At 71.1% G+C, this 24880-nt stretch carries 24 protein-coding genes and 1 tRNA gene; 13 read left to right on the forward strand and 12 right to left on the reverse strand.

The window, feature by feature from the left end; genetic code table 11:
* Positions 1-94: 94 nt before the first annotated feature.
* Positions 95-1771: a urocanate hydratase gene (gene hutU, locus ACWEV0_RS23070; protein ID WP_453151291.1), complete on the reverse strand. Its 1677-nt coding sequence runs from the start codon at positions 1769-1771 to the stop codon at positions 95-97.
* 139 nt (positions 1772-1910) lie between these two features.
* Between hutU and ACWEV0_RS23075 the strand changes: the two genes are divergently transcribed.
* Positions 1911-3272, forward strand: a complete 1362-nt coding sequence (locus ACWEV0_RS23075; RefSeq protein ID WP_453151292.1) for a diaminopimelate decarboxylase — start codon at positions 1911-1913, stop codon at positions 3270-3272.
* A 13-nt stretch (positions 3273-3285) separates the two neighbouring features.
* The gene (locus ACWEV0_RS23080) at positions 3286-3765 is read left to right on the forward strand and encodes an SRPBCC family protein (protein ID WP_453151293.1); all 480 of its coding nucleotides are present in this window, start codon (positions 3286-3288) and stop codon (positions 3763-3765) included.
* Between the two features lie 153 nt (positions 3766-3918).
* Here ACWEV0_RS23080 and ACWEV0_RS23085 read toward each other — a convergent pair whose 3' ends face one another.
* From ACWEV0_RS23085 to ACWEV0_RS23095, 3 genes are all read right to left on the reverse strand, one after another.
* Entirely contained in the window at positions 3919-4179 is a 261-nt protein-coding gene (locus ACWEV0_RS23085; protein ID WP_453151294.1) for a hypothetical protein, read from the reverse strand.
* A 13-nt stretch (positions 4180-4192) separates the two neighbouring features.
* Complete coding sequence (locus ACWEV0_RS23090) at positions 4193-4603, reverse strand: VOC family protein (protein ID WP_453151295.1); 411 nt, start codon at positions 4601-4603, stop codon at positions 4193-4195.
* A gap of 281 nt (positions 4604-4884) precedes the next feature.
* A complete protein-coding gene (locus ACWEV0_RS23095) occupies positions 4885-5358 on the reverse strand; it encodes an RICIN domain-containing protein (protein ID WP_450929255.1) in 474 nt (157 codons plus the stop codon).
* Between the two features lie 389 nt (positions 5359-5747).
* Between ACWEV0_RS23095 and ACWEV0_RS23100 the strand changes: the two genes are divergently transcribed.
* The 4 genes from ACWEV0_RS23100 to ACWEV0_RS23115 are packed head-to-tail and all read left to right on the forward strand — an operon-like array spanning position 5748 to position 7811.
* Positions 5748-6134, forward strand: coding sequence for a hypothetical protein (locus ACWEV0_RS23100; protein WP_453151296.1), 387 nt, complete (start codon positions 5748-5750; stop codon positions 6132-6134).
* Positions 6131-6949, forward strand: coding sequence for a transcriptional regulator (locus ACWEV0_RS23105; RefSeq protein WP_453151297.1), 819 nt, complete (start codon positions 6131-6133; stop codon positions 6947-6949). The genes ACWEV0_RS23100 and ACWEV0_RS23105 overlap by 4 nt, the downstream gene beginning before the upstream one ends.
* Before the next feature lie 41 nt (positions 6950-6990).
* A complete protein-coding gene (locus ACWEV0_RS23110) occupies positions 6991-7383 on the forward strand; it encodes a roadblock/LC7 domain-containing protein (protein WP_451606597.1) in 393 nt (130 codons plus the stop codon).
* 56 nt (positions 7384-7439) lie between these two features.
* Positions 7440-7811, forward strand: coding sequence for a hypothetical protein (locus tag ACWEV0_RS23115; protein WP_453151298.1), 372 nt, complete (start codon positions 7440-7442; stop codon positions 7809-7811).
* Between the two features lie 27 nt (positions 7812-7838).
* Here ACWEV0_RS23115 and ACWEV0_RS23120 read toward each other — a convergent pair whose 3' ends face one another.
* On the reverse strand, positions 7839-8672 hold the full coding sequence (locus ACWEV0_RS23120; protein WP_453151299.1) for a MurR/RpiR family transcriptional regulator: 834 nt from the start codon (positions 8670-8672) through the stop codon (positions 7839-7841).
* 348 nt (positions 8673-9020) lie between these two features.
* Positions 9021-10415 carry a cystathionine beta-synthase gene (locus ACWEV0_RS23125; RefSeq protein WP_453151300.1) on the reverse strand — a complete coding sequence of 465 codons (1395 nt, stop codon included), beginning with the start codon at positions 10413-10415 and terminating at the stop codon, positions 9021-9023.
* A gap of 137 nt (positions 10416-10552) precedes the next feature.
* Between ACWEV0_RS23125 and ACWEV0_RS23130 the strand changes: the two genes are divergently transcribed.
* From ACWEV0_RS23130 to ACWEV0_RS23140, 3 genes are all read left to right on the forward strand, one after another.
* A complete protein-coding gene (locus ACWEV0_RS23130) occupies positions 10553-11647 on the forward strand; it encodes an SGNH/GDSL hydrolase family protein (protein ID WP_453151301.1) in 1095 nt (364 codons plus the stop codon).
* A gap of 111 nt (positions 11648-11758) precedes the next feature.
* On the forward strand, positions 11759-12979 hold the full coding sequence (locus ACWEV0_RS23135; protein ID WP_453151302.1) for an acetyl-CoA C-acetyltransferase: 1221 nt from the start codon (positions 11759-11761) through the stop codon (positions 12977-12979).
* Between the two features lie 212 nt (positions 12980-13191).
* A complete protein-coding gene (locus ACWEV0_RS23140; RefSeq protein WP_453151303.1) occupies positions 13192-14106 on the forward strand; it encodes a hypothetical protein in 915 nt (304 codons plus the stop codon).
* Between the two features lie 25 nt (positions 14107-14131).
* Here the strand turns inward: ACWEV0_RS23140 and ACWEV0_RS23145 are convergent, their stop codons facing one another.
* Positions 14132-14467 carry a hypothetical protein gene (locus ACWEV0_RS23145; RefSeq protein ID WP_453151304.1) on the reverse strand — a complete coding sequence of 112 codons (336 nt, stop codon included), beginning with the start codon at positions 14465-14467 and terminating at the stop codon, positions 14132-14134.
* A 100-nt stretch (positions 14468-14567) separates the two neighbouring features.
* Between ACWEV0_RS23145 and ACWEV0_RS23150 the strand changes: the two genes are divergently transcribed.
* Positions 14568-14798 (forward strand): DUF4287 domain-containing protein, encoded by a 231-nt coding sequence (locus ACWEV0_RS23150; protein WP_453151305.1) that lies wholly within the window; start codon positions 14568-14570, stop codon positions 14796-14798.
* A 67-nt stretch (positions 14799-14865) separates the two neighbouring features.
* Entirely contained in the window at positions 14866-15426 is a 561-nt protein-coding gene (locus ACWEV0_RS23155) for a TetR/AcrR family transcriptional regulator (protein ID WP_453151347.1), read from the forward strand.
* A gap of 65 nt (positions 15427-15491) precedes the next feature.
* On the opposite strand, the gene ACWEV0_RS23160 is transcribed toward ACWEV0_RS23155, so the two are convergent.
* Positions 15492-16394 (reverse strand): Bax inhibitor-1/YccA family protein, encoded by a 903-nt coding sequence (locus ACWEV0_RS23160; protein ID WP_453151306.1) that lies wholly within the window; start codon positions 16392-16394, stop codon positions 15492-15494.
* Positions 16395-16539: 145 nt separating this feature from the next.
* Positions 16540-16624 (reverse strand) — tRNA-Leu (locus ACWEV0_RS23165).
* Positions 16625-17056: 432 nt separating this feature from the next.
* On the opposite strand from ACWEV0_RS23165, the gene ACWEV0_RS23170 reads away from it, so the two are divergent.
* Positions 17057-17830: an ABC transporter ATP-binding protein gene (locus ACWEV0_RS23170; RefSeq protein WP_453151307.1), complete on the forward strand. Its 774-nt coding sequence runs from the start codon at positions 17057-17059 to the stop codon at positions 17828-17830.
* Between the two features lie 90 nt (positions 17831-17920).
* Positions 17921-20452: an ABC transporter permease gene (locus ACWEV0_RS23175; protein ID WP_453151308.1), complete on the forward strand. Its 2532-nt coding sequence runs from the start codon at positions 17921-17923 to the stop codon at positions 20450-20452.
* 70 nt (positions 20453-20522) lie between these two features.
* Here ACWEV0_RS23175 and ACWEV0_RS23180 read toward each other — a convergent pair whose 3' ends face one another.
* The 3 genes from ACWEV0_RS23180 to ACWEV0_RS23190 all read right to left on the reverse strand — a co-directional run bounded on the left by ACWEV0_RS23180 (position 20523) and on the right by ACWEV0_RS23190 (position 24707).
* Positions 20523-21737: a phospholipase D-like domain-containing protein gene (locus ACWEV0_RS23180; RefSeq protein ID WP_453151309.1), complete on the reverse strand. Its 1215-nt coding sequence runs from the start codon at positions 21735-21737 to the stop codon at positions 20523-20525.
* Between the two features lie 115 nt (positions 21738-21852).
* Complete coding sequence (locus ACWEV0_RS23185; protein WP_453151310.1) at positions 21853-23148, reverse strand: class I SAM-dependent methyltransferase; 1296 nt, start codon at positions 23146-23148, stop codon at positions 21853-21855.
* A 173-nt stretch (positions 23149-23321) separates the two neighbouring features.
* A complete protein-coding gene (locus tag ACWEV0_RS23190) occupies positions 23322-24707 on the reverse strand; it encodes an NAD(P)/FAD-dependent oxidoreductase (RefSeq protein ID WP_453151311.1) in 1386 nt (461 codons plus the stop codon).
* Between the last annotated feature and the right edge of the window lie 173 nt (positions 24708-24880).

Genomic DNA, 24880 nt, shown 5'->3' on the forward strand with positions numbered 1-24880 from the left:
CCCGCTCCCGCCCCCCCCCCCCCCCCCACCGCTGCGCGCGTCTCGCCGCGGCCGATGGGCCGCAGCGACGTCCACATGGCGTGGAAGCTCTGGCTCACGCGGAGGCCTCGTCCTCGGAGCCCTCACGCATCGGGATGCGGACCCCGCGCTCGTCGGCGACCGACTCGGCGATGTCGTAGCCGGCGTCGACGTGGCGGATGACGCCCATGCCGGGGTCGTTGGTGAGCACGCGGCGGACCTTCTCGCCGGCGAGCTCGGTGCCGTCGGCGACGGTGACCTGGCCGGCGTGGATGGAGCGGCCCATGCCGACGCCGCCGCCGTGGTGGATGGACACCCAGGAGGCGCCGGAGGCGACGTTGACCATGGCGTTGAGCAGCGGCCAGTCGGCGATGGCGTCGGAGCCGTCGAGCATGGCCTCGGTCTCGCGGTACGGGGAGGCGACGGAGCCGCAGTCGAGGTGGTCGCGGCCGATGGCGAGCGGGGCGGCCAGCTCGCCGGAGGCGACCATGTCGTTGAAGCGCTCGCCGGCCTTGTCGCGCTCGCCGTAGCCGAGCCAGCAGATGCGGGCGGGCAGGCCCTGGAAGTGGACGCGCTCGCCGGCCATCTTGATCCAGCGGTGCAGGGACTCGTTCTCCGGGAAGAGCTCCAGGATCGCCTTGTCGGTCTTGGCGATGTCGGAGGCCTCGCCGGAGAGGGCGGCCCAGCGGAACGGGCCCTTGCCCTCGCAGAACAGCGGGCGGATGTAGGCGGGGACGAAGCCGGGGAAGGCGAAGGCGCGGTCGTAGCCGGCCAGCTGGGCCTCGCCGCGGATCGAGTTGCCGTAGTCGAAGACCTCGGCGCCGGCGTCCATGAAGCCGACCATGGCCTCGACGTGCCTGGCCATCGACTCGCGGGAGCGCTGGGTGAAGCCGGCCGGGTCCTTGGCGGCGGCGTCGGCCATGTCCTCGAAGGCGACGCCGACGGGCAGGTAGGCCAGCGGGTCGTGGGCGGAGGTCTGGTCCGTGACGATGTCGATGGGCGCGCCCTCGGCGAGCATCTGCGGGAGCAGCTCGGCGGCGTTGCCGAGGAGGCCGATGGAGAGCGGGCGGCGGGCGTCGCGGGCCTCGGTGGCGAGCTGGAGGGCGTGGGCCAGGTTGTCGGCCTTCACGTCCAGGTAGCGGTGCTCGATGCGGCGCTCGATGGCGCGCGGGTCGCAGTCGATGCAGATGGCGACGCCGTCGTTCATGGTGACGGCGAGCGGCTGGGCGCCGCCCATGCCGCCGAGGCCGGCCGTCAGCGTGATGGTCCCGGCCAGGGTGCCGTTGAACTTCTTCGCGGCGACGGCGGCGAAGGTCTCGTAGGTGCCCTGGAGGATGCCCTGGGTGCCGATGTAGATCCAGGAGCCGGCGGTCATCTGGCCGTACATGGTGAGGCCGAGGTGCTCCAGGCGGCGGAACTCCTCCCAGTTGGCCCAGTCGCCGACCAGGTTGGAGTTGGCGAGGAGGACGCGCGGGGCCCACTCGTGGGTCTGCATGACGCCGACCGGGCGGCCGGACTGGACCAGCATGGTCTCGTCCTGCTTGAGGGTCCGCAGCGTGCGCTGCATGGCGTCGAAGGAGCGCCAGTCGCGGGCGGCCTTGCCGGTGCCGCCGTAGACGACGAGCTTGTCGGGGTGCTCGGCGACCTCGGGGTCGAGGTTGTTCTGCAGCATCCGGAGGGCGGCCTCCTGCTGCCATCCCAGGGCGCTGAGTTCCGTACCGCGCGCGGCCCGTACGGGGCGGGGTCCTGACATGGCGATGCCTCCTCGGAGTGGGGATCGGGACACGACACAACATGTGGTCCAGATATTCACATCCTGACCGGCTGAATAGAGTTAGTCAACAGCTGCGCGACGGCTGCGCCCGCGCCGCACCCGGTGGTGCCATGGATCCATGACCGCGACCCTCCGGGAAGACACCCGCGACCAGGCCGTCCGCGCCGCCGTCGAGCAAGGACTCCTCGACCCCGCGCAGCCCGTCGTCGCCCTCCTCGACACCGCCGGCATCCGCGCCGCCGCCACCGCTCTGACCAGCGCTTTCGCCGCCGTCACCGAAGCGCCCGTGCTGCACGCCTTCGCCGTGAAGGCGTGCCCGCTGGTGCCCGTCCTTCGCCTGCTGCACGACGCGGGGCTCGGCGTCGAGGTCGCCAGCCCCGGCGAGCTGGCCCTCGCCCGAGCCGCCGGGGTGCCCGCGGCCCGTACCGTCCTCGACTCCCCCGCCAAGACCACCGCCGAGCTGCGCCAGGCCCTCGCGCTCGGCGTGGCCGTCAACGCCGACAACCTCCAGGAGCTGGCCCGGCTGGACGGCCTGGTCGGCCGGACGCCCACCGCCTCACCGCTCGGGCTCCGGGTGAACCCGCAGGTCGGAGCCGGTTCCATCGGCGCGCTCTCCACCGCGACCGCCACCTCCAAGTTCGGCGTGGCACTGCGCGACGAGGGCGGCCGGGCAGCAGTCGTACAGGCGTATCTGGACCGCCCCTGGCTCACCCGGCTGCACACCCACACCGGCTCGCAGGGCGTGCCGCTCGCCCTCATGGCCGAGGGCGTCGGGGCGGCGTACGCGCTCGCCGAGGAGATCAACACCAAGGCCGGACGGCAGCAGATCGACACCCTCGACATCGGCGGCGGCCTCCCGGTGAACTTCGGCTCCGACGACGACACCACCACCTACGCCGACTACGCGCGGCTGCTCGCCACGACCGTGCCCGGACTGCTCGACGGGCGGTACGCGCTGGTCACCGAGTTCGGCCGCTCGCTGCTCGCCAGAAACGGCCTGATCCTCGCCCGCGTCGAGTACACCAAGACCTCCGGCGGCCGCCCGATCGCCGTCACCCACGCCGGCGTCCAGCTCGCCACCCGTACCGTCTACGCGCCCGAGTCCTGGCCGCTGCGGATCCTCGCGTACGACTCCGAGGGCCGCCCCCGGGCCGGCGAACCGGCCGTCGTCCAGGACGTCGCCGGGCCCGCCTGCTTCGCCGGGGACATGCTCGCCACCGGGCGGGCGCTGCCGCTGCTGCGCCCGGGTGACGTGGTGGCGGCACTGGACACCGGCGCGTACTACTTCGCCCACCACTACGCCTACAACAGCCTGCCCCGGCCCGCCGTGCACGGATTCACCCCGACGGAGGACGGCCGGATCGCCTTCACGACCGTGCGCCGGGCCCAGACCCTCGACGAGATCGTCGCGGAATCGGGCGGCGACCGCCCCGACGCGCTCCTGCGGGACACGGCGGACGGTGCTCCCATGGAGCCATGACAGGACTGGAGCCATGACAGGAACCACCTCCGTGGTCGTGGAGCGCAAGGTCGCCGCCTCCCCCGGGCGGGTCTGGGAGTCGATCACCGACCTGCGCGACCTGCCCCGGGTGCTCTCCTCCGTCGAGAAGGTCGAGGTGCTCACCCCGGGCGTCTTCGGCGTGGGCACCCGCTGGCGCGAGACACGCCGGATGATGGGCCGGGCGGCCACGGAGGAGATGACGGTGACCGTCTGCGAACCGGTCGAGCGGTACGTCACCGTCGCCGACTCGCACGGCATGCACTACGTCTCCGAGCTCTCCCTCGCCCCCGACGGCCCGGCCCTCACCGCCCGGTCCACCACCCTCCGGATGACCTTCACCGCCCGCCCCTCCTACGACCGCCCACCCGGTCTGCTGACCCGGCTGCTCAGCCGGCTCGGCGCGCGGGCGGTGGCGCGGGCGCTCACGAAGGACCTGAACGAGATCGCGCGGGCGGTGGAGCGGCGGGGGTGACCCGGCGGGGGTAAGGGTGTCCTGTCGCAGAGCAGCTGACAGATCGTGGGCCGCTGACCTGCTGGGTTGCCATGTCGTTTGAGAACGCCGCGGGCCGGCGTTCTCAAACGACATGGCTTTCACGGAAGCGCGCTGGTGGTGGGTAAGGGCAGCTCAGCCGCCTCGCTCTTCGGCAAGGCTGCCCGTGGCCGTCCGGAGACGGTGCCGGGCCGCTTCCAGACGTTCGGCGTGGTCGGCGGCGAAGATCCCAGGGAGCGCTTTGTCCAGTGTTCCCGCGATCTTGTGGATCGGGGCCCAGGCGGCCGGATCGTCGACCAGACGGCCGAGATCTGTCATCTGTACTCGCTCCAGCCAGTCCGAGAGGACCAGGGCCTCGTCGGGAGTGAGCTTGATCGTGATGTCGCTCTTCTCCATGACCGGAATCCAATTAGTCGCGCTTGGGCCAGATCGGGCCCTGGTCGGTCCAGATGACGCCCTTGTTGCGGCACAGGCAGAAGGGGTGGCCGATCGGGTCGGTGTAGACCTGCCAGCCGTAGCCGTTGGGGCCGATGAAGTCCTGCCTTAGCGTCGCGCCGAGGTCCAGGACGCGGCGCTGCTCGGACTCGATCTCGTCCACTTCGAAGTCGAGGTGGAACTGCTTGGGGTGCTCGCTGTCGGGCCACTGCGGAGCGCGATAGTCGTCCACCCGGATGAATGCCAGCTCGATCTCGCCGAACTGGATGCCAGCCCAGTCCTCGGAGCTGTCTTCCTTGATCGGACGGCCCGTCACCTCGGAGTAGAAGGCCGCCAACTTCATCGTGTCCGGGCAGTCGATAATGAAATCGGTGAGTCGCAGCATCCCGCGATCTTGTCACAAGCTCACACCCGACTGTCCTGTCGAAGCGCACCTGTCAGCTGACCAGCCGTTGACCTGGCGGTATGCCAGGTAGTCTGAGAAGTCGGCGGCTCCGGGTTCTCAGACCACCTGGCTTTCGAGGAAGTCGCGCTCTCGATGGAGGCAGAACCTCCGGTACGTGCCCTGGTGTCCTACCACGGTGCAAGGTGGCTGAGGCTGATCATGGTCCCGGGCTACCGAGGTTGAACTCGTGGTGTCGTAGGGGATGACCGACTCCAGTACGGTCAGGAGTACAGGATCCAACTCCGCGAGCCCCCGGTCGAGCACGTGTTCATGCCGACACGGTGATGGTCGTCGGATCCCGCGACCAGACACGTCTTCGTCGCCTTGTTCACCAGCTGCCACCCTGCCCCGCCGCCATCATGCAACGTCCACAGCGCCGCCTGGTCCCCGGCGATACAGTCCCGCATCACCGGCACCCCGTTGCGCGCCACCAGACACAGCCGCGCCCCGGCATTCTGCCGCAGCTCCGTCTCCGTCTCCGCGTACGGGGACATCAGCCACGTCTGGTACGCGCCCTCGTTGCACGTCGTCGTGTACGGCCCCCAGTCGGACCGGTAGTCCAGGCACTCACCCACGTCCGCGACGCTCTCGATGTGCACGTACTCCATCGACGTGGCCGCCGCGCTCGCCGGAGCCGTATTCAGCCCCCAGCACAGCACCCCAGCCGCCCCCATGGCTGCGATCTTCTTCAGCATGCGCCCTCCCCAGTGTCGACACACGGCAACCTACCCAGGAGAGGGGAAACGACTACACGGCACGACGGGGGCGTGCGCGAGTGCGACAGTCCCCGCACAACGAAGCCCCCTCCAGGGCCAGGAGGACGGGGCTCAAACCCCACGTACGGGGCAGACGTCGTCGCTCAACGCGCGATGCAGTGAGAATCCGACAGCACGAACGAGAAGCGGTGAGAATCCGACAGGCTCACTGCGACAGGACAGAGGGCAGGCCTGGTTCCGGGCGGTTGTACCACCCACTCGACAAATTCCACTGGAAAATGCCAGAACTCCTGCCCGCGCAGGCGACGTTGAGTAGCGTCACCGTTACTGCCACACGTCCGCACGCCGCGCTCGGGAGGGGATGACGCGTGCCCGGAATCGACGAGTGTCTACTGGAGGCGATGAGCCTGCCGGGGGCACGCGGGGCCTGGCTGGTCGACTGGACCAGTGGACTGGCCCTCGGGGCAGCGGGCGAGTCACCGGTCGGCGACCACGAGACGACGGCCGCGGAGAGCGCCGAACTGGCGCGCGCGGCTGCCGAGTTCGAGTCACCGGACCTGACGGAGGCGACCGGCGGCCCGCCCGTCGAGGACCTGATCGTCACCAACCGCGCCGGCTACCACGTGATCCGCTTCGTGGAGACGGCCTTCGACAGCAGCGTCTTCCTCCACCTGTGGCTCGACCGCTCCGTCGGCAACCTCGCCCTCGCGCGCATCAGGCTCGCCGATCTCGCCGAGAGGCTGGTCCTCGGATGACCGCGATACCGGCCCCGCCCGAGGCCCCGCCCGGAACGGCGCCCCTCGCCGCCCCCGTCTCCCCCATGCTGATCCGCCTCGCCGCCGAGCGGGCCACCGGCGCCCTGCTCCGCGACCACGGCACGCTCTACCTCGTCGACGGCCGGGTGGTGCACGCGGAGAGCCCCAGCGCCCCCGGCGTCGACGTCCTCCTCACCGCGGGCGGGCGGCTGCCCCGCGAGGGCTGGGAGGAGGCCGTGGACCGGGCCGGAGCCCAGGGAGCCGTCGGCCGCTTCCTGGTCGACAGCGGCCGGCTGCACGGCGGCGAGCTGGAGATCTGCCATCTCGGCGCCGTCTTCGACGCGGCCTTCTTCGCCCTCGCGCCCGCCAGCGGCCCGACCCGCTTCCGGTACGGGGTCGGGCACTGGTTCGGCGCGGTGCGGCCGGTCGACACCGGGGCCGTCGAGCGCGAGACCCGGCGCCGGCGCGACCTCCTCGACTCCGTCTGGCCCTACCCCGCCGTCGACACCGCGCCCGTCGTGCCCCGCCCCGCCGCCCCCGGCCAGCCCGTCGGCGCCCGCCAGCGGGCGCTGCTCAGGGCGGCCGACGGCGTCCGGACCCCGGCGGACCTGGCCCGGCTGCTCGGCCGGCCCGCCTTCCACACCCTGCTCGACGTACGGCGGCTCGCCGCGGCCGGCCTGGTCGAGACCCCCTACGAGGCACCGCCGCCCGCACCGCCGCCCGTACCGGCCTGGGTCGGCGCGGCGGCGGCGACCCAGGACCCCGACATCGCCCTGCTCCGCCGGCTCCGTGACGCCCTGGAGGCAGCTCTGTGATGAGGCGTGCTCTGCGCATGCGCGCCGAGAGGAGACAACTGATGACCGCAGAAGCCGACGTGCTCGGCGAGCTGAGACGGCTGCGGGCCCGGCTGCCACAGCTCACCGGGGCGCTCGCGGCCAGCGCCGACGGACTGGTGCTCGCCCAGGACGCCGTGGACGGCGAGGCGGAGAGCGTGGCCGCGCTGACGGCCGCCGCGCTCGGTGTCGGGCAGCGGCTCGCCGACACCACCGGCCAGGGCGGCTTCCGCGAGCTGCTCGTACGCGGCGAGCACGGCTATGTGGCGACGTACGCGGCGGGCGGCTCGGCCGTCCTCACCCTGCTCGCCGAGCCCCGCATCAACGTCGGCCGGCTCCACCTGGAGGCGCGCCGGTCCAGCGCCCGGATAGCCGAGCTGGTCGACGGCGCCCTGGACCGCGGCAACCAGAACTGACCCGTAGAGAAGCCCCACAGAAGCCCCAGAAACGCCCCAGAGAAGAAGGAAGAACCATGGCGAACACCGAGACCTCCCTCAAGGAAGCCGCCCAGATCGAAGGCGCGATCGGCGCCGCGCTCGTCGACTACACGAGCGGCATGGCCCTCGGCACGATCGGCGGCAGCAAGGACCTCGACCTGAACGTGGCCGCGGCCGGCAACACGGACGTGGTCCGCGCCAAGGTCCGCGCGATGGAGATGCTGGGCATCAAGGAGGAGATCGAGGACATCCTGATCACCCTGGGCAGTCAGTACCACCTGATCCGGCTGCTCAGGACCCGCGGCGCGGGCGGCCTCTTCCTCTACCTGGCCCTCGACAAGAACCGCGCGAACCTGGCGATGGCCCGCCACCAGCTGAAGAAGATCGAGTCCGAACTGGAGATCTGATCCCGGCCGGACGTCGGAGGGCCGGGCTCAGTCCACGAACAGGCCGCGGGCGGCCGCCTTCGTGTCGAACTCCTCCAGGCGCGCCTGCGCGTCCGGGAGCTCGTCCGCCATCGCCTCCAGGAGCACCCGGCCGAGCAGCATCGGCGCGCACGCCGTGTCGAAGGCGAGGCCGGTGCCGACGGCGGCCGGGATGAGCAGGTCGCTGTGGGCGGCGACGGGCGCGAAGGCGGACTCGGCGACGGTCACCACGGTGAGCCCGGCCCGGCGGGCGTAGGCGAGCGCGTCCACGACCTCGCGCGAGTGGCGGGGCAGCGCGAAGCAGAGCAGCGCCGAGGCGCCGGCCCGTACGGCCGCGTCGATGCGGTCGTCGAGCATCGTGCCGCCCTCGTCGAGCAGCCGGACGTCCGGGTGGACCTTGCCCGCGAAGTACGCGAAGCCGCGCGCCTGCGAGGACGCGGCCCGCAGCCCGAGCACGGGCAGCGGCCGGGACGCGGCGAGCAGCCGGCCGGCGCGCTCGACGGGCGCGGGGTCGGCGAGCAGCTCGGCGAGGTGCCGGAGGTTCTCGATCTCGCCGAGCACGGCCTGCTGGTACTCGTTGTACGCCGCGGCCTCCTCGGCGGCCGCGGGCACGCTCTCGCGCAGGTGCCGGCGCAGCGCCGGGTAGCCGTCGAAGCCGAGCGCGACGGCGAAGCGGGTGACGGAGGGCTGGCTCACGCCGGCCAGCTCGGCCAGCTCCACGCTGGACAGGAACGGCACGTCGGCGGCGCGCCGCACCATGCAGTGGGCGATCCGCCGCTGCGTCGGCGTGAGCCGCTGCCCTTCGAAGAGCGCCTGCAGCCGTCCGGCCGGGCTGTCGTTCATGCCTGCCGTCCCCCTTCCACCTCACCACCGGCTATTCATTAACCGCGAACTCTGCATGAGCATATGCAGAGGGGCAAGAGCGGGGCGACGGGAAGGACTGCGCGGGGACCGCCGCACCCCCGTTTCCGGGGGGCGGGACGACGGCGGTCCCCGCGGGGGACACGGGCCCGGGTCAGGGCCGGTCCGCGTCCAACGGCGTGGCCTGGAGGTCCGGGAGCCGCTCCGGAGGTCCGTGACGCCGACGGGGACTACTCTGCCGCCGCCTTGTTAAGGGGGTGCTGCGGGTACGTGACGCGCTCGTACCGTTTGCGCGAACGTACCCGCGGCACCTGCCCCGACCCCGAGGGGTCAGTGCTGCTTCGTGCCGCCGCTCGCGGCGAGGAAGGCCAGCAGGTCCTGGCGGCTGACGACGCCGGTCGGCTTGCCCTCGACCAGCACGATCGCCGCGTCCGCCTCACCGAGCACCGACATCAGGTCGGCGACCGGCTCGCCCGAGCCGACCTGCGGCAGCGGGGCGGACATGTGGTCCTCCAGCGGGTCCTCCAGGGCCGCCTTCTGGGTGAACAGGGCGCCGAGGAGCTCGCGCTCCACGACCGAGCCGATGACCTCGGCGGCCATGACGTCGGGGTGGCCGGCGCCCGGCTTCACGATCGGCATCTGGGAGACGCCGTACTCGCGCAGCACCTCGATGGCCTGGCCGACCGTCTCGTCCGGGTGCATGTGGACGAGCGAGGGCACCTCGCCGGACTTGTGGGTGAGGACGTCGGCGACGGTGGCGGAGCTGGTGTCCTCCAGGAAGCCGTAGTCGGCCATCCACTCGTCGTTGAAGATCTTGGACAGGTAGCCGCGGCCGGAGTCCGGCAGCAGCACGACCACGACGTCGTCCGGGCCGAGCTCCTTGGCGACCTCGAGGGCGGCGACGACCGCCATGCCGCAGGAGCCGCCGACGAGCAGGCCCTCCTCCTTGGCGAGGCGGCGGGTCATCTGGAAGGAGTCCTTGTCGGAGACCGCGACGATCCGGTCGGCGACGTTCTGGTCGTAGGCGGTCGGCCAGAAGTCCTCGCCGACGCCCTCGACCAGGTACGGACGGCCGGAGCCGCCGGAGTAGACCGAGCCCTCCGGGTCGGCGCCGATGACCTGCACCTTGCCCTTGGAGACGTCCTTCAGGTAGTTGCCGGTGCCGGAGATCGTGCCGCCGGTGCCGACGCCCGCGACGAAGTGGGTGATCTTCCCGTCCGTCTGCTCCCACAGCTCGGGACCGGTGGTCTCGTAGTGCGAGCGCGGGTTGTTCGGGTTGGAGTACTGGTCGGGCTTCCAGGCGCCCGGCGTCTCCCGGACCAGCCGGTCCGAGACGTTGTAGTACGAGTCGGGGTGCTCCGGGTCGACGGCCGTCGGGCAGACGACGACCTCGGCGCCGTAGGCGCGCAGCACGTTGATCTTGTCCGTGGACACCTTGTCCGGGCAGACGAAGATGCACTTGTAGCCCTTCTGCTGGGCCACGATCGCCAGGCCGACGCCGGTGTTGCCGGACGTGGGCTCGACGATGGTGCCGCCGGGCTTGAGCGCGCCGCTCTCCTCGGCCGCCTCGATCATGCGCAGGGCGATGCGGTCCTTGACCGAGCCGCCGGGGTTGAAGTACTCGACCTTGGCGAGGACGGTCGCCTGAATGCCGGCCGTGACGCTGTTGAGCTTCACCAGCGGGGTGTTGCCGACGAGGCTGATCATCGAGTCGTGGAATTGCACCGTAATCTCCGGGGTCTCCGTAATGGTGCTGCCAGCGTATTCCGTGGAATGCGTAGGCGGTGCCGCTTACGGGGCAGTAGACGGCAAGACGGCTTGTTACACCGCTTGGATGCGACGGACTGGAGGTGACCGTTCCGATGTCCAGAGCGAGGGTGGCGCGGCGGATCGCGGCGGGGGCGGCGTACGGCGGCGGGAGCATCGGACTGCTCGGCGTCGCCGCGGTCGGGGTGCTGCTCGCCGAGGCGGCACTGGCCAGGCGGTCGGTGGGCGGCGGAGTGGCGCCGCTGCCGCCGGGCGCGGACGGGCGTTACGGGCGGGAGTACGGCGGCCCGGAGGAGCCGCTGCGGCTGGCCCTTCTGGGTGATTCCACGGCGGCCGGACAGGGCGTGCGGCGCACCGGGCAGACGCCGGGCGCGCTGATCGCCTCGGGCCTCGCGGCGGTGGCCGAGCGCCCGGTGGACCTGCGGAACGTGGCGCTGCCCGGGGCGCGCTCCGACGACCTGGACCGGCAGGTGTCGCTGCTGCTCTCCGCTCCGTCCGGCGCCCCGGACGTCTGCGTCATCATGATCGGCGCCAACGACGTCACCCACCGGATGCCCGCCACCCAGTCGGTGCGCTGTCTGACGGCGGCGGTGCGGCGGCTGCGCACGGCCGGCGCGGAGGTGGTGGTCGGCACCTGCCCTGATCTCGGCACCATCGAGCCGGTCTACCAGCCGCTGCGCTGGCTGGCCCGGCGGGCCTCCCGGCAGCTCGCCGCCGCGCAGACGATCGTGGTCGTGGAGCAGGGCGGGAGGACGGTGTCGCTCGGCGACCTGCTCGGGCCGGAGTTCGCGGCCAATCCGCGCGAGATGTTCGGCGTGGACAACTTCCACCCGTCGGCCGAGGGGTACGCGACGGCGGCGATGGCGATCCTGCCGACGGTCTGCGCGGTGCTCGGCGTCTGGCCGGAGCCGGACCGGATCGACGTCGCGCGGAACGAGAACTGGCTGCCGGTCGCGAAGGCCGCGGCCGAGGCGGCCCGGGAGGCCGGTACGGAGGTCACGGCGGCCCGGGCGCCGTGGGCGCTGCTCAAGCACCGCAGACGGCGCCGGCTGCCGGTGCCCGGGGTCTCGCTCGTACGGGAGCAGGATGGAGAGAGGGAGACGACCGTGCCCCTCCCCGAGGACGAGGTCGCGACCCCGCGGGACGAGGCCGCCGCGGCACCGGACGAGGCCGCCGCGCCGCGCGACTGAGCGAGCGCTTAGAAAAGAGGTCCGCATCACACGCCGCGGCCGGTGACCCACGCGGTACGTGCAGGTAACTTCCCTTTCTGTCCGCCCACTCCGCACCCTTCTGGAGCCGTGATGCCCGAAGCCGTCATCGTCTCGACCGCCCGCTCGCCGATCGGCCGGGCCTTCAAGGGCTCCCTCAAGGACCTGCGGCCCGACGACCTGACCGCCACGATCATCCAGGCCGCGCTCGCCAAGGTCCCCGAGCTGGACCCGCGCGACATCGACGACCTGATGCTCGGCTGCGGTCTGCCCGGCGGCGAGCAGGGCAACAACCTGGGCCGCATCGTGGCCGTGCAGATGGGCATGGACCACCTCCCGGGCTGCACGATCACCCGCTACTGCTCCTCCTCGCTGCAGACCTCCCGCATGGCCCTGCACGCGATCAAGGCGGGCGAGGGCGACGTCTTCATCTCGGCCGGTGTCGAGATGGTGTCCAGCTTCGCCAAGGGCAACTCCGACTCGTGGCCGGACACCCACAACCCGCTCTTCGCCGAGGCCGAGGCCCGCACCGCCGCCGTCGCCGCCTCCGAGGGCTCCACCTGGCACGACCCGCGCGAGGACGGCCTGGTCCCGGACGCGTACATCGCCATGGGCCAGACCGCCGAGAACCTGGCGCGCTGGAAGGGCATCACCCGCCAGGAGATGGACGAGTTCGGCGTCCGCTCGCAGAACCTCGCCGAGCAGGCCATCAAGAACGGCTTCTGGGAGCGCGAGATCACCCCGGTCACGCTGCCCGACGGCACCGTCGTCTCGACGGACGACGGCCCGCGCGCCGGCGTGACCATGGAGGGCGTCTCCGGCCTCAAGCCGGTCTTCCGCCCCGACGGCCTGGTCACCGCCGGCAACTGCTGCCCGCTGAACGACGGCGCCGCCGCGGTCGTGATCATGTCCGACACCAAGGCGCGCGAGCTCGGCCTGACCCCGCTGGCCCGGATCGTCTCCACCGGCGTCTCCGGCCTCTCCCCCGAGATCATGGGCCTCGGCCCGGTCGAGGCGTCGAAGCAGGCCCTGCAGCGGGCCGGCCTCACCACCTCCGACATCGACCTGGTCGAGATCAACGAGGCGTTCGCCGCGCAGGTCATCCCGTCCTACCGCGACCTGGGCTTCGACCTGGACAAGGTCAACGTCAACGGCGGCGCCATCGCCGTCGGCCACCCCTTCGGCATGACCGGCGCCCGCATCACCGGCACGCTGATCAACAGCCTCCAGTTCCACGACAAGCAGTTCGGCCTGGAGACCATGTGCGTCGGCGGCGGCCAGGGCATGGCCATGGTCATCGAGCGGCTCTCCTAACCGCGCCGCGTCCAAGCCGTGACCGAATCTCCCCCAGGATGTGACATACATCCCGGGGGAGAGTCGTTTTCCCAGGTCACAGCCGTTTCGGGACCAAACACCCGGCCGAAATACCTGTCCATTTCGTGACGTAATGCACTGACAGGCGGTGCGCCCCCACGACAAGCTGATGTAGGAAGTCGGGGGATCGACTCGGAATCGGGAGTACGTCAGTGAGCGCACTGTCCATTGCCCTGCTGGTGAGCACGGCCGCTGCCACGGTCGTGGGCGCCGCCGCCCTGCACGCTGCCCACGGTCTCCGCAAGCAGGTCACCGCGCTGCGTGGCGAGCTCGCCACCGCGCACGGCCTCACGGTCCCCCAGGCCCGGCAGACCCCGGCCGCCGAGATACGGGCCGCTGTCGCCGAGGCCCTGGCCGAGGAGCGCGAGCGCGAGCTCGCCGAGGCGCGCGCCTTCTGGGCGGCGCAGGAGGCCCGGGACGCGGCCGACGCCCCGTCGCTGCTCGGCGGCCTGACCGGCCCGGCCGAGGAGGGCCCGTACTTCGTGCCGCGCCAGTCCGACTTCGTCGGCCTGGAGGCGATGGCCCTGGAGGCCATGGAGGCGGAGGCCGCCGCGCTCGAGAACCGCGAGCCGCGCGAGACCCGGGACGCGCTCGACGCCGTCGACCCGCTGGACGTCTTCGACACCTTCGACACCTTCGAGGAGTTCCCGGAGCCGGCCGCCGCCGGCGAGTACCCGGAGGACTCCCCCGAGCTGGCCGCGGCCCGCCGCCGCCACCCCTCGCACCCCGACTTCGTGCCGGTCCAGACCCCTGTGGTGACCGACCACGAGCGCACGGTGGCCCGCCTGGAGGAGCTGGCGGACACGCAGACCGCGCTGACCGACGTGCGGCCCGGCCCGCTGGGCACGCTCGACGTGTACGTGTTCGCCGACGGCACCACGCTCTGCATGACCCCCGGCCACCGCGAGACCGCCGAGCGCCTCGCCGAGGCCCTGCGCGCGGGCCGCACCCCGGTCCTGCTCGGCGGCTCGGGCGTCTCCGGCGCGTACGCGCTGACGTTCTCCTGCGGCGAGGCGGTCGAGGACAACGTGTACATCCTCGCGGACCGCGTGATCGCCAGCCTGTGACCCTCTGACGCCCCGTGAAGCGGGGCTAAAGCCCGGAGCGCGCCTCCGCCTCCCGTACCAGTCTCACGGCCTCGTGCAGCGCCCCCTCGGTCCCCGGGGCGTCCGCCGGGGCCGTTCGCAGTGTTTCGGCCAGATCCGTGGCGGCCACGACGAGTTGGTCGGCGACCACGAAGACGCCCGCGTCCGGCATGGGCGCCGGCTCCCGGCCGGGGAACTCCGCCCGCTGCGCCCGGTCGGCCAACTCCCTGGCCAGCGCCAGACCTTCGGCGGCGGCACCGCGCTGGAGGCGGCTGTGCGGGGCGGCCCGCAGCCGGTCGGCGAAGCGCTCGGCGGCGGCGGTCAGTTCAGTCGTATCAAGCACTCCGCGAGCCTATGCGTCCGCCGGGGACCATTGCCAACGGGCGAACGCTCGGGCACGGTGACGTGAAGGAGCACACGGCACAACGCGTCCGGAGGCGCCGATGTCCCACACATTCTCCGAAGAGACCCACCGCAACCTGCTCGCCCGCATCCCCCGCTGCACCGGTCGTGAGATCGCCGACTGGCTGAGGGCCGTGGAGGAAGGTCCCTCCCTGATCCGCTTCGAGGAGAAGGTCAGCTGGCTGCGCGGCGAGCACGGCCTCGCGTACGGCCACGCCAAGGCGATCATCCACGAGTACGACCTCCGGCGGGCCGCCCGCCGCATGCTCTGACGGGAGTCCCGCCGTAGAGTGGGAGAACGATGGTTCTCCCACTCTGGACCCACGGGTGATCGCCATGGTGGAAGCGGAATCCGCCGAGCTCAGGCTCCTGGAGACGGCCGAGGCGCTGTTCGACGAGAAGGGCGTCCAGGCCGTCGGCATGGACGCCATCCGCAACGGCTCCGGGGTCTCCCTCAAGCGGCTCTACCAGCTCTACCCGTCCAAGGACCATCTGGTCTGGGCGGTCCTCAAGCGCCGTGACGAGGCGATGCGCGCCGCCATCGCCGCCCACGGCGACACCCACGCCACCAACCCGTACCAGCGGGTCCTGGCGGTCTTCGACTACCTCGGCACCTGGTTCGCCGACCCCGGCTTCCGGGGCTGCGCCTTCATCAACACCTTCGGCGAGATGGGCGGCATCTCCCCGGACGTCGCCGAGATCGCCCGCGGGCACAAGCAGGCCCTGCGGGACTACTTCGCCGAGCAGACCGACGCCATGAACGCCCCGCCCGGCCTCGCCGACCAGCTGGCGCTGCTGGCCAACGGCGCGATGGCCGTCGCCGGCATCAACGGCACCTCGGAGCCGGCCGCGCAGGCGAAGGACGCGGCGCGGGTGCTGCTCGACGCCCACGTGGACTAGAGAAGCGGGAAGGGCCCGCCCGGCTGCTGCCGGACGGGCCCTTCCCGTCGGATCACTCGGTGGCGTCAGTCGTCGCCCTGGAGGATCGACAGGAGGCGCAGCGCCTCCAGGTAGATCCACACCAGCGTCATCGTCAGACCGAAGGCCGCCAGCCACGCCTCCTCGCGCGGGGCACCGTAGGTGATGCCGTCCTCGACCTGCTTGAAGTCGAGGGCCAGGAAGCAGGCGCCGATCACAATGCCGACGATGCCGAAGACGATGCCGAGGCCGCCGGAGCGGAAGCCCAGGCCGTCACCGCCGCCGAAGACGGCGAACAGCAGGTTGACCGCCATCAGGATCATGAAGCCGATCGCGGCCGCGATCACGAAGCCGTAGAAGCGGCGGGTGACGCGGATCCAGCGCATCTTGTACGCGACGAGCACGCCGGCGAAGACCGCCATGGTGCCGAGCACGGCCTGGGCGACCACACCGTCGGCGATGTACGTCGACACGGCGGCCGAGATGACGCCGAGGAAGACGCCCTCGAAGGCCGCGTAGCCCAGGATCAGCGCCGGGGTCGGGCGGCGCTTGAAGGACTGGATCAGCGACAGGACCATCGCGACCAGACCGGCGGCGACGCCGATGCCGTACGACTTGCCGAGGTTGGCCGGGTCCACCGGCAGCAGCAGCCAGGACAGCACCGCCGTGACGACGACCGTGCCGAGCGTCATGGCCGTGCGGCTCACGACGTCGTCGATCGTCATGGTGTTGGTGCGGACCTGCTGCGGGGCGCCGAACTGGGTGCCCTGCTGCGCGTACGGGTTGGTCGCGTACGGGTTCGCCGCGCCCTCGGCGTACGGGTTGCCGGTCGCGTACGGGTTCGTTCCGACGGCGGGGCCCCCGGCCTGCGGCTGCTGCGCGTTGAAGCCCGCGTAGCCGTTGTCGCGGCTGAACCCCCGTCGCGAGAAGACCGGGTTGCTGCTCCTCATCTCACTCCTCCATGGACGGCCGCACTGGCACGGCCTCGCGTCAAGAGTAATGCGACGGCAAAAGAATCTCCCTCGTGCGCAGGGAGGATCCTTTATAACGATCAGGTGAGCGGTGAGGAGGAGCCTGAATAGCGCTTGGTACGTCTGGTGCCCGGAGCCGGACTCGAACCGGCACGACCCGAAGGCCAGCGAGGTTTAAGCTCGCCGTGTCTGCGTTCCACCACCCGGGCGTGGCGCGAAGCTCCGCGTTGGCACAGGAGCCTATCTGGGCCCGTTCGCCCGATCAGTCGAACGCTGGCCCGATGTTGTCTTATTTTATTGACACCTGAGGGTGCGTCAGTGCAGGTGGGGGCCCCTCGGCCGAAGTGTGACGGGGATCGCGGCAGCAAAGCCCCCGGGGCCGGATTGACGGAAACTCGCCGCCGGATCGGGCGATGGTTCGTCACCTCGCCACCACGGGGCCGCCACGGCACCGCCACCGGCCGCCACCCTCCGCGCCAGGAATCTCCTCAGGGTCGCCGTCATACCTCAGGATGACGGCCCGCCGGCCCGGTCCGACTCCAGTCGCCCTCAGGAACGGGCACGTGGACGGACGATCCGCGCCGTAACGCTCGACACGATGGAGTGGTTCCCGAACAGACGTAGTGACAGGAGTCCACCTCGTGACCACCTACTCCACCGTGCCCCGCACCACCGCCGCGGTGGCCGCCCGTGCCACCGACCTCTCCAAGGTCTACGGACAGGGCGAGACCCAGGTGGTCGCCCTCGACCGGGTCAGCGTGGACTTCCGGCAGGGCGAGTTCACCGCGATCATGGGCCCCTCCGGCTCCGGCAAGTCGACCCTGATGCACTGCGTCGCCGGCCTCGACTCCTTCTCCTCCGGCTCCGTCCGGATCGGCGAGACCGAGCTCGGCACCCTGAAGGACAAGCAGCTCACCCAGCTGCGCCGGGACAAGATCGGCTTCATCTTCCAGGCGTTCAACCTGCTGCCGACGCTGACCGCTCTGGAGAACATCACGCTGCCGATGGACATCGCGGGCCGCAAGCCCGACAAGCAGTGGGTGCAGCAGGTCATCGACATGATCGGCCTGTCCGGCCGGCTCTCCCACCGTCCCTCGCAGCTCTCCGGCGGCCAGCAGCAGCGCGTGGCCGTGGCCCGCGCCCTCGCCTCCAAGCCGGAGATCATCTTCGGTGACGAGCCGACCGGAAACCTCGACTCGCGCTCCGGCGCCGAGGTCCTCGGCTTCCTGCGCAACTCGGTGCGCGAGCTCGGCCAGACCGTGGTGATGGTGACCCACGACCCGGTCGCCGCCTCCTACGCGGACCGCGTCGTGTTCCTGGCGGACGGCCGGATCGTCGACGAGATGCTCCAGCCGACGGCGGACGGCGTGCTCGACCGCATGAAGGCGTTCGACGCCAAGGGCCGCACGAGCTGAGCCGCCGGGCCCCCTCGCGGGGCCCCGCCCCGGCCCCCGGCCCCGTCCTCCGGCCCCGTCCTCCGTCCCACCTTCCGTTCAGGACCTCCCATGTTCCGTACCGCCCTGCGCAATGTGCTCGCGCACAAGGCCAGGCTGCTGATGACCGTGCTCGCCGTCATGCTCGGCGTGGCCTTCGTCTCCGGCACCCTCGTCTTCACCGACACCCTCTCCAACGCCTTCCGCAACCAGTCCGCCAAGAGCTACGACGACGTCGCCGTGGCCGTCACGGCCGCGCCGAACCAGAAGGACCCGAACGCCACTCCGGGCCTGTCCGAGCAGACCCGGCAGAAGATCGCCGCGCTCGACGGCGTCGCCTCCGCCACCGGCCGCGTCAACGGCTTCGCCGGCGTGCCGGACAAGGGCGGCAAGCTGATCGGCGCCGGCTGGTCCAACAAGGGCACCAACTTCTCGCCCGGCAAGGACGGCAAGGACTCCGCGTACGCCTTCACCGCCGGCACCGGCCCGGTGAAGGACGACGAGATCGCGCTCGACAAGGAGACCGCCGACAAGGGCGGCTACCAGGTCGGCGACCAGGTCCGCGTGGCCACGAACGGCCCCGTCCAGACGTACACCCTGGCCGGTGTCTTCACCACCGAGGACGGCGCCGTGAACGCCGGCGGCAGCCTGGTCCTGTTCGACACCGAGGTCGCGCAGAAGCTGTTCCTGAAGCCGGGTCACTTCCTCGACATCACCGTGACCGCCAAGCCGGGCGCGGACGCCGACAAGATCCTCGCCGAGGTGAAGCCGGTCGTCGGCGACACCGCGGACGCGCAGACCGGCCAGGAGCTGGCCGACCAGCAGGCCAAGGACATCGAGGCCGGGATGAGCGCCGTCAACCAGATGCTGCTCGGCTTCGCCGGCATCGCGCTCTTCGTCGGCATCTTCCTGATCTCCAACACCTTCACCATGCTGGTCGCGCAGCGCACCAAGGAGCTCGCGCTGATGCGCGCCGTCGGCGCCTCGCGCAAGCAGATCACCCGCTCCGTGCTCGCGGAGGCCGGTCTGGTCGGTCTGGTCGCCTCGGCGATCGGCTTCGGCCTCGGCATCGGGCTCGCGGCGGCGCTGCGCTCCGCGATGAGCACCTTCGGCCTGAAGGTCCCGGCCGGCGACCTGGTCGTCACGGCCACCCCGCTGCTCTCCGCGCTCGCCGTCGGTGTCCTCGTCACCATGCTGGCCGCCTGGCTGCCGGGCCGCCGCGCGGCCAAGATCCCGCCGGTCGCCGCGATGAGCAGCGTCCACGCGGTCGCCACCACGAAGTCCCTGGTCGTGCGGAACACCATCGGCGCGATCATCACCGCCCTCGGTGTGGCCGGCATCGCCGGCGGCGCGTCGAAGGGCGGCGACGACGGCCGGATGCTGATCGCGGGCGGCGCGTTCCTCGCCCTCATCGGTGTGATCGTGCTGATCCCGCTGCTGTCCCGCCCGGTGATCGCGCTCGCCCGGCCGCTGCTCAAGCCGTTCGGCGTGGCGGGCGCGCTGGCCGGCCAGAACGCGGTCCGCAACCCGCGCCGCACCGGCGCCACCGCCTCCGCGCTCGCCATCGGCCTCACCCTGGTCACGGGTCTGTCGGTGCTCGGCGCCACGGTCGGCTCGGCCGTGGACCGGATGACGACCGACCAGATCAAGGCCGACTACATGATCACCATGGCGAGCGGCGAGGGCCTGAGCCAGGCCGCGCTCGACGCCGTGGAGAAGACCCCGGGCGCGACGGCGGTCTCCCCGCAGCAGGCCGGATACGTCGACGTGAAGGGCCCGGGCTTCAAGTCCGTCTCCGGTGTCACCCCCGGTGACGTCGAGAAGGTGCTGAACCTCAAGGTCGTGGACGGTTCGCTCGGCTCGCTCGGCGGCGGCGAGGTCGCGGTCGGCGAGAAGACCGCGAAGTCGAACGGCTGGAAGGTCGGCTCGGAGCTGCGCGTGACCTACTCGGACCACAAGAAGGGTGCGCTGAAGGTCGGCGCGCTCTTCGAGGAGAGCGAGTTCGTCTCGGGTCTGGTCATGGACGCCAAGATCCTCAACAGGCACGACCCCAAGCCGTACATCCCGCAGATCTTCGTGAAGATGGACGGCGGCCCGTCGGCCTCCGCCGAGAAGGCCGTGCAGAAGTCGCTCGGCGACAACCCGGCGATCACGGTCATGGACCAGAAGGACATCCGCGACCAGTTCGGCGGCGCCATCAACATGATGCTGAACATCATGTACGGCCTCCTTGCGATGGCCCTGATCATCGCGGTGCTCGGTGTCGTCAACACGCTGGCGATGTCGGTGTTCGAGCGGCAGCAGGAGATCGGCATGCTGCGGGCGATCGGTCTCGACCGGCGCCGGGTGAAGCGGATGGTCCGGCTGGAGGCCGTGGTCATCTCGGTGTTCGGCGCGGTGGTCGGCATCGGCCTCGGCTCGTTCCTGGGCTGGGCGATCGGCGAGACGCTGCGCAGCAGCCTGCCGGACTACGCGCTGGTCCTGCCGTGGGGCCGGATCGGGCTCTTCCTGGTCCTGGCCGGTCTGGTCGGCGTGCTGGCCTCGCTGTGGCCGGCCCGCAGCGCGGCGAAGCTGAACATGCTCCAGGCGATCAAGGCCGAGTAGGACCGTACGAAACGGCGAAGGGCCGGTGTTCCCACGGGAACACCGGCCCTTCGCCATGCGTGGGTACGGGTCAGCTGCCCGCGCAGTAGGTCATCAGCTGGTCGTGGTTGGCCCGGTACAGGTCGTAGAGCGCCGGGACGTCGATCTTCAGCAGCGTCTCGTCGCCGGACCGCAGCGCCGGGTAGGTGTAGTTGTGGCTGCCGGTCCACACCAGCTTCTTGCCGGCCACCCCGGCGTACGTGCCCTCCACGAGCAGGTACTTGGAGTGCAGCCCCGCCTTGGCGACCCCGGTGCCCCGGTCCTCGTAGCACTGGACGCGCTTGCTGAGCCGCCCGTACAGGATCGACTCGACGTCCGAGCTCATCGAGCCGGGGGCGCCGTCCTGGGCGAGGATCACCGTGCAGCCGGCGTTCTTCAGCTCGACGAGCCGGGTCGCGACCTCGCGGCGGGTGAAGAGGTTGGCGGCCATCCGGACCTGGGTGGTGCCGCCGGCGCAGTCGACGTTGTCGAGGATCAGCTTGACGGTGTCGGTGCTCGCGTCGGCGTCGTAGGAGCCGCCGGCGGTCTCCTTGCGCGGGAAGAAGTACGCCTTGTACGGGCCGCTGGCCGGCGTCCGGTAGTAGTCGTCGAGGCCGGTCGGCGAGGTGCCGTAGGCGAGCAGGTCGGCGAAGTAGCTCTGGTAGATGCCGTAGAGGCCGGTGTCGACGATCGTGACGGCGTTGTTGAAGAGGTCGGTGCGCTGGAGGCCGGTCAGGTTGGCCGAGGTCTGCACGACGACGTCCTTCGCCCCGCCGGTGGACGAGAAGAGGAAGAACTTGTTGTGGTTGATGGCCCCGTCGGGGTCGTCGGGCAGCTGCCGGGTGCCGATGCAGCCGCGGCCGGCCGGGCAGGCGTAGACCCAGGAGCCCTGGGTGCGGTCGGTGCCGAGGTCGCGGGCGAGGTTGTCGTACTCGTTGCCGGACGTGGTGAGGGTGGTGTGGTCCAGGATCACCCGGACGTTCACGCCGCGGGTCTTCGCGGCGGCGAGGGCGGCGGCGACGGTGTCGTCGGTGAAGTTGTACATGCTGACCGAGATGGTGGAGCCCGTCTCGGCGCGGCCCACCAGGTCGGCGATGTGGTCGCGGATGCGGTTCTGGGCGGTCGTGTCGCCCGAGGGGTCGTTGAAGGTGGCGGTGGTGGTCACGGGGGCGGGCGCGGCGCCGGCGGGGGCCGGGGCGGCGGTGAGGAGGCCGACGGCGGCGGCCAGGGCGAGCAGGGGGCGGGTGAATCGGCTGCGCGGGCGCAAGGGTTCCCCTCCGGGGCGTAGCTGATCGTCATATGCATGACAATCCGGACACGTTGAAGAACGGGGCGCCGGTGAGAACACCGGCACCCCGTCCGCCGAAACGTATCCCTAACCGCTACGACTCGGTCCACTCCCGTGTCCGCAGCGGCAGCCCCGAGTCACCCGGACCCGGCGTCCGCACCGCCAGGAACTGGTTCACGCCGATCCGGTTGCGCTCGAACGACACCGCCGACGCCGCCATGTAGAGCCGCCAGATCCGCGCGCGGCCCGGCGAGGTGAGGCGGACCGCCCGGTCCCACTCCCGCTCCAGGTTGGCCACCCACTGGCGCAGCGTCAGCGCGTAGTGCTCGCGGATCGCCTCGACGTCCCGCACCTCGAAGCCCGCTTCCTCAAGGGTCGTCAGGGTGCTGCCCATCGGCGACAGTTCGCCGTCCGGGAAGACGTACGCGTCGATGAAGGCGTCCACCTCGTACGCCTCCTCGTCGGCCTCCGGGCGGCGCGCGATCTGGTGGTTCAGCAGCCGCCCGCCCGGCTTCAGGAGCCGGTACAGGATGTCCGCGTACTCCCGGTACCGGACCGCGCCGACGTGCTCGGCCATGCCGATCGACGAGATGGCGTCGAACGGGCCGTCCACGACGTCCCGGTAGTCCTGCACCCGGATCTCGATCCGGTCCGTCAGGCCCTCGTCGGCGATGCGCTTGCGGGCGTACGCGGCCTGCTCGCGCGAGAGCGTGATGCCGACGACCCGGGCCCCGTACTCCTTGGCCGCGTGGATGGCCATCGAGCCCCAGCCGCAGCCGACGTCGAGCAGCCGGTCGCCCTCCTTCAGGCGCAGCTTGCGGGCGATCAGGTCGAGCTTGGCGCGCTGGGCGTCCTCGAGGGTGCCGCCCTCGGTCCAGTAGGCGCACGAGTAGACCATCGACGGGCCGAGCACCAGCTCGTAGAAGTCGTTGCCCACGTCGTAGTGATGGCTGATCGCCTGCTTGTCCCGGCGCTTGGAGTGCCGGGTGCCGCTGCGGCCGCGGATCTCCTCGACGGGCGGCTTCGGCGGCGGGAACGGGCCGGCCAGCTTCAGGAGGGCCTTGGCGGCCGCCCGCACCTTCGGGTCGCGCACGGTCTCCAGGGCGCTCCGCGACTCCTCGCCGCGCTCCCAGATGAACCCGGCGAGCTTGTCCAGGACCTCGTACAGATCGCCCTCGACGTCGATCTCACCGGCCACCCAGGCCCGCGCGAGGCCCAGCTCCCCGGGCTTCCACAGCAGCCGGCGGAGGGCGCGGCGCTCGCGCACGATCAGTACGGGGCCGCCCGCAGGGCCGGCTTCGCTGCCGTCCCAGGCCCGCAGCCGCACCGGGATCCTCGCTCCCAGCACGTCCTCGGCCAGCGCGGTCAGCCGCGACGCGGCGTCGGCCATGGTGCAACACCTCCGTGATCTCGAAGCCCCAGAAATGCCTGTCACCAAGGGAACACCGTCAGTGGCCGATCCAGTCCCACGACGTCGAAATCAGTGCCGAAAAACACGCGAAGGGCCGTCCGCACCACGGATGGCGGACGGCCCTTGCGGGGGTACTGCTGGGTGCTGCGGGGTTACGAGGCCTTGGCCTTCTCCTGCGCCGGGGCGGCCGGCGCCGGGGCGGGCTTGGCCGCCTCGTAGAACTCCTCGCGCGGCGTCTCCATGGCACCGAGGGAGACGACCTCACGCTTGAGGAACATGCCCAGGGTCCAGTCGGCGAAGACGCGGATCTTGCGGTTGAAGGTCGGCATCGCCATGCCGTGGTAGCCACGGTGCATGTACCAGGCGAGGCGGCCCTTGAGCTTGATCTTCATCTTGCCCATGACGATCATGGCGACGCCCTTGTGCAGACCGAGTCCGGCCACCGCGCCCTTGTTGGCGTGGCTGTACTCCTTCTGCGGGAAGCCGCGCATGCCGGCCACGACGTTGTCGCCGAGGACCTTGGCCTGACGCAGCGCGTGCTGGGCGTTCGGCGGGCACCAGGCGCGCTCGCGCGGGACGCCGGCCTTGATCGAGGCCAGGTCCGGGACCTGGGCGTTGTCGCCCGCGGCCCACACGTAGTCGAGGCCGTTGACCTGGAGCTTCTCGTTGCAGTCCACGTGGCCGCGGGGGCCGAGCGGCAGACCGAAGCGGGCGAGCGCCGGGTTCGGCTTGACGCCGGCGGTCCACACGATCGTGTTGGCGTCGACCTCGAGGCCGTTCTTCAGCACGACGTGGCCGTCGACGCAGGAGTCCATCGACGTCTCGAGGTAGATCTCGATGCCGCGGCTCTCCAGGTGCTCCTTGCCGTACTGGCCGAGCTTGGGGCCGACCTCGGGAAGGATCTTGTCGGCGGCGTCGACCAGGATGAAGCGCATGTCCTCGCGCTTCACGTTCTGGTAGTACTTCGCCGCGTCGCGGGCCATGTCCTCGACCTCGCCGATGGTCTCCGCGCCGGCGAAGCCGCCGCCCACGAAGACGAAGGTCAGCGCCTTGCGGCGGACCTCCTCGTCGGTCGTCGAGTCGGCCTTGTCGAGCTGCTCGAGGACGTGGTTGCGCAGGCCGATGGCCTCCTCGATGCCCTTCATGCCGATGCCCTGCTCGGCGAGGCCGGGGATCGGGAAGGTGCGGGAGACGGCACCCATCGCGATGACCAGGTAGTCGAACGGCAGCTCGTACGCCTCGCCGACGAGCGGCGCGATCGTGGCGACCTTGCGGTCCTGGTCGATGGTGGTGACCCGGCCGGTGAGCACCTCGGCTCCGCGCACGACGCGTCGCAGCGGGACGACGACGTGGCGCGGCGAGATGCTGCCGGCGGCGGCTTCGGGGAGGAAGGGCTGGTAGGTCATGTACGACCGCGGGTCGACGACCGTGACGGTCGCCTCGCCGAAGCGCATCTTCTTGAGGATGCGCCGTGCCGCGTACAGACCTACGTACCCACCGCCTACTACGAGGATCCTGGGACGCTCCGTGGTGCTCATGCATCCGAGTATCCACCCCCTCAGGAGGGGTGGCTCGTGCGCCCCTTCACAAGCTTGGCGGGCACCTCTGCTACACTCCGCCGCCCACGTGACCCACGTCATGTTCGTGCAAAGGAACCAAGGGGTCGGCGCGAACGTTGTTCACCCCTTGTGAACTGGCCCGGAGAGCCTTC

The sequence above is a fragment of the Streptomyces sp. NPDC003943 genome (genome assembly GCF_053605265.1).